This is a genomic window from Persicitalea sp. (genome assembly GCF_041751555.1).
Classification (GTDB): Bacteria; Bacteroidota; Bacteroidia; order Cytophagales; family Spirosomataceae; genus Persicitalea.
The window spans coordinates 1-5,162 of sequence record NZ_JBGSXF010000425.1 but is presented as its reverse complement, the minus strand read 5'-3'; the positions used below and the strand labels follow the sequence as shown (position 1 = coordinate 5,162).

Sequence of the window (5,162 nt, the reverse complement as noted above, 5' to 3'; positions counted from 1 at the left end):
CTACCAGAAATTATAAATAAAAGCCGCGCCTCGGAAAAATCCGAAGCGCGGCGCAAAAGCAGTACTGGTTCTTCCCTATTTCTCCATCGGGTACTGTTTCAATAACTCATTCGGCTTGTAAAACATACCATCTTTCTCTGTCGTGGCCCGTACTTGTTTGACCTTCTGAGCCGATATGGCGGGGGCGTCGTTGCCAAACGATTTTCTGACATAGGTTAGCACCGAGGCCACCTCTTCGTCGTTGAGCATTCCGCCAAAAGGAGTCATAGGTACCTGTCCGGCGTACTCCTTGCCATTGACCTCGATAGGCCCCATCAGTCCCTTCAACACGATTTTGATCAGACGGTCTTCGTTGCCATTGACCCATTTGGTTCCGGCCAGCGGCGGAAAGCCGGAAGCTGAAAGCCCTTGCCCGTCGGGTTGGTGACAAGTGGCACAAAAGCCGTCCCGGCTGTAAATCTCTTTCCCCTTAGTAAAGGCATCGAGTTCGGGTGCCTTCATTGTGGCTGCGGCCTTCTTCTCTTCTTTCTGTCGCACGAGTTGTCCATTCAAGTGTGCGTCGGCGGTTTCGTAGGCTTTCTCTGTCCAGCTATCGACGGGCATTTTCCGGGCCTCAGCCAGAATCGCCAAGCCATCCTCCTTATCTATCCATGAACCCGCTATGACCGCTTCCAGCCGCACCCGACCATGTTCGTCTCGGGCGGCTTTTTTCAGTAATTCGGCCTGGTCTTTCACCTGATGACCTGTATAGTGTAGCACCCGCACCGCAGCGGCGCGGGCGTGGTAATCCTTGGCGTTGAGCATTTGCCGTAGCAGGCTTTGATCCACCCGATCCTGGCCCCAGGATGCCCACAAGGCTTCCAAAACGTGGTGTTCATAACGCGAATCCTTTTTGTTAAGCTTGGCCACCCATTTAGTGATTTTGGGCAGAACCTCTTTGGCGTCGCGGCCCCGCAGTTCGCGGTGGGTGCGGTAGCGGGTGCGGTACTCGGGTAGTTTTAGGTTGTCGAGCAGTTGCTCCACACTGGCTCCGTCCACCTTGGCGGGCTTCACCAGCGGTCGCGAGGGGTAGGTGATGCGGTAAATGCGTCCGTGGACGTGGTCGCGCAAAGGGTCGCGAGCGTTGTGCTGCATGTGGCCGATCAGGATGTTGTGCCAATCAATGAAGTACAGCGAACCATCGGGCGCAAACTCCATATCTACCGGGCGGAAGTTACGGTCTTCGCCATCGACCAAATCCATCACCCAATTGCTCTTGTAGCCCGTGCCGTCGTCCTTCATGGTATGCATCTTCATGCCCAGAAAACCGATGGTGTTGTTGATGAGGAAATTTCCCTGCACGTCGTCAGGGAAATGACGACTCGACACGAATTCCAAACCCGAAGTAGGCCGTACCCGATGGGCCGACTCGATCAGGTTGGAAGACTTATCCATCGACTCACCGTACCGGGGCTTCACCGAACCGGGCAACATCCAACGCACGTCAGGGCCGGAGGTTTCGGCAAAAATATGCTGGCCCCACTCATCGAAGGCGATGCCCCAGGGATTGGGAATGGGTAGTTGGGCCGTACGTTCCAGCTTGTGAAGCTGCGGCGCGTAGCGGTAAAAACCGCCATTGGTCGCCCGCACTGTGCCGTAAGAAGTCTCGACATTAGTATGAAGAAACACGCCTTCACCCATGTAGAAAGCTCCCGACGGATCGGATACCCAGGCGCTGATCTCGTGGTGGGTGTCGTGGTCGTCGAAGCCACTCAGAATGATCGTTTCTTTGTCGGCCTTATCGTCGCCGTCGCTATCGGTATAGAGCATCAAGTTAGTACCCTGGGACACATACACGCCTTCGGGAGTAATCTCGAAACCAACGGGAACGTGCAGGCCATCCTTGAAAATCGTCTGTTTGTCAGCCTTGCCGTCGTTATTTGTATCTTCAAAAATACTGATCTTATCGTTCGGACGACTGTCGCCAGCCTTGTAGTGTGGGTAGCTGGGCATGGTTACCACCCACAGACGGCCTTCGTTGTCGAATGTCATCTGTACGGGATTCGCCAAATCAGGGAATTCTTTTTCGGAGGCAAAAAGCTCGATTTTATAGCCCGCTGGTACTTTTAATTTGTCGAGGGCTTCCTGGCCGTAGAGATACTCCAAACTACCGTTGGCGTCGGGATTGAAGTTGGTCTTCACGGGCGGTAGCTTTACAGTGCGCTTGTCGGCAGCAGCAATATCGACCTGGTAATCCTCGCAGTCACAAGCCGCTGACCAGATAGCCATGTCACGGATGTCGGTCATCTGCCGAATTTTCTCGATTTCGTAGGGGTAGTTGTCCGGTCCGAAGGGATTGAATCGACGTCCCCAGGCATGAACACCGTTGGGAATCTTGTAGTCGTTGTGCCAGAGCCAGTTTTTCTCCATCACGGCTTTGTGTACCGCTGCGCGATCGACTCTGGATTTCGGGGCCACTTTGCCAAAAATCTTATCGGCCAAATACACGCCCAGCAGCGCGTAGCCCGCTTCATTCAACTGCGAACCGTCAATGGTTAGTGGCTCTTTATGGCTATCGTACCAGTCTTTGGAAGGCGTAAAGGCATCTACGAAAAGTACTTTGTTCTCCTCGCAAACCTCCCTCATACCCTTCATGTACATCTCCAGGTTTTGATTGGTTTCCTTACCATCCGGCACATCCATAATGGCCGACAGGTCTTCGAAGGCAATGGGCGATACGATAGCCAATTTGGGCGGCGTGATGCCATTGTAACGTTGTTTTTGGCTGTGTTTGAGAAAGGCGTCGAGTTCGGCTTTAAAATTTACCAATCCGGCTTCACCCTGAAAAGACTCGCTGTATCCGAAAAAACCGATGACCACATCGGCCCCGAGACGGAGCAACCACTCGTCGTCGGAAGGAAAATTTCCCCGACTGTCGGAAGGGGTAGCGTACTCGGTTTGGAATTTCTCCGCGCCGGGAAAGGCCCAAGGCGAATCGCGGGCTGAGCGCGGACGGAAGCCCGGAGTGTCACCGGGGTCGCACATATTACGGATAAATAGTTGCTGCTCAGGATAACGAACCTGCATTTCAGTCTCGAAAGAGCCGAAGTTTAGCATCCTGGAACCCAGGTTGCCGCCAACCATCATGATATGCTGGCCCTGGTCGACGGGGAGGGTATCATCTTCAATGAATCGGAAAGCGGTAAAGCCGATTAGGGCAGCGGCGATGATGAGAAAAAGACCTTTCAGACTTCTTTTTACGGGTTTGGACATATTTTGAATTTTTTGAATAGGTTAATTTTACAGACGAGGGTTTGTTGATAAACGCCTTACCCAATGTAAAGTTATTTCCCTGATCCATATACCCCAAAAGCACCTTAGAAAGATGCTTTCGGGGTTGAATTCGTGAAAATTGTATGCTATGGGGATTGGGAATAGTAAGTCACGTTCTTTCGAGACCAGGCCGTAGGAGAACTTATGACCCGCAAGGTCCTTACCAAAGCACGCGGAAAATCTGGACTACTCGTTTCTACTGCTTCGCCAAAGTCATAACCTTCTCTGCCACTCGAAGATAGTAGTCGGCATTTTTCTTTTTTTTATTTGGTAAGCTTTTGCACTGTAGGGTAAGCCCATTGGGCGTCGGGGCCGAGTTGTTCCAGTATATTGAGCGCCTGCATTCGGGCCATTTGCAAGTAAAGTCTCTATCAAGGCTTCGATCAGGATTTGGAAAGCATTTTCTTTTTTACCCAAGTGCGTAAGGACTTCAGCAGCGGCAATGCGAGTGACGATTTCCTTATTTTTAGAATGAATTTTGAGAAGTTCATTTCTTGCCACGTACCAATGCTTTATCCTTATCGTAATCAGGGTTTGGCCTGGGTAGTTCCAAATCCAAACGTTTCATCCAAGCTGTCAATTGACCTTTCATTTCTCGAACTACCTTTGGCTGGGCTGATGCCAAATTGGTCGATTCGCCGAGGTCGTTTTCCAGGTCGAACAATTCAGTCGTTTCCCCTATTTGGTATGCGCCGCCCCGGTCGAGGTCAATGTGGTCGCCAAAATTCACGATGAGCTTGTACTTGCCCCGGCGAATGGCCGCGCCGGGCGTGGCACCCCACAGAATGTCGTAAAGCGGCGCGTACCAGTACAGCGAGCGTTCGGGTAGTTCCTTGCCACGAAATACCCGTCGGAAGGAAATGCCATCCGTTTGGTACTTTCTCGGGTTTAGTCCGGCAAGGTCGGCCAGGGTGGGCACCAGATCCGCCGCCTCGACCAGTTCATCGCTTACCGTGCCGGGACGTATTTCGCCGGGATAGCGGATGAGCAGCGGCGTACGGATGCCGCCCTCGTAGAGCGAGCCTTTGCCCGCCCGCAGCGGCTGGTTATCGAAGCGGGCATCCACTCCGCCGTTGTCGGACATGAAGATGACCACCGTATTTTGGGTAAGTCCGTCCTGATCCAATACCCCGAGCAATCGGCCCACGCTATTGTCCAAATGCTCCAATGCCGCCAGGTAAGTCGCGTTCTGCTGCCCCGTTTCCGGAAAGCCTTTCTTTAAGTATTTTTCAACGAGTGGGTCCGGAGCCAGCACTTCGCCGTGGATGGTGTGGTGCGAGAGCAGCACGAAAAAGGGCTGGTTGGGATCTTTCCTGATAAAATCAATGGTTTGGTCGGTGAGGAAATCCACGCCTTTCTCGCCTATTTGGTGATAGCCGGGCGGGTCGGTCATAGGGTCCACTTCATCGAAGCCGTATTCCTGGGCATGATCGGCGTAAAGCCGCACGTAATCGCCGATTCCCGATTCAGGATTGGTCAAATGCCATTTGCCGAAAAGAGCCGTTCGGTACCCAGCGGATTGCATCACATCACCCAGGGTCAGGTTTTCCGGCGAGAGCAGTTCCGAGTATTCGGGTTCCCGCAAAAAGGCGTGGGGAAATTCGTACTTCGGGATCACGTGCCACATCTTCACGCGGGCCGTGTGCTGTCCGGTTAGCAGACTGGCCCGCGTGGGGGTGCATTGCGGCGTTACGTAAGCCTGGCTGAATTTTATTCCCTCCCTGGCCAGTCGGTCGATGTTGGGGGTTTGCAAATAGGCATTCCCGTAGCAGGACACATTGTTCCACCCCATATCATCCACCAAAATCAAAATGACGTTTGGCTTGGGCCGGGCGTTGCCTTCCTCTCTT

3 protein-coding genes are annotated in these 5,162 nt (G+C 53.0%); all 3 read right to left on the bottom strand.

The genetic code is table 11. The features are described from left to right. Nucleotides 1–75: 75 nt before the first annotated feature. Nucleotides 76–3,252: a PVC-type heme-binding CxxCH protein gene (locus ACEW8P_RS14890; protein WP_373513871.1), complete on the bottom strand. Its 3,177-nt coding sequence runs from the start codon at nucleotides 3,250–3,252 to the stop codon at nucleotides 76–78. Between the two features lie 273 nt (nucleotides 3,253–3,525). Further along, nucleotides 3,526–3,813: a hypothetical protein gene (locus ACEW8P_RS14885; protein WP_373513870.1), complete on the bottom strand. Its 288-nt coding sequence runs from the start codon at nucleotides 3,811–3,813 to the stop codon at nucleotides 3,526–3,528. Continuing rightward, nucleotides 3,800–5,162 (bottom strand): sulfatase (locus tag ACEW8P_RS14880; RefSeq protein ID WP_373513869.1); only part of this gene is annotated, 1,363 nt, incomplete at its 5' end. The genes ACEW8P_RS14880 and ACEW8P_RS14885, both read right to left, overlap by 14 nt.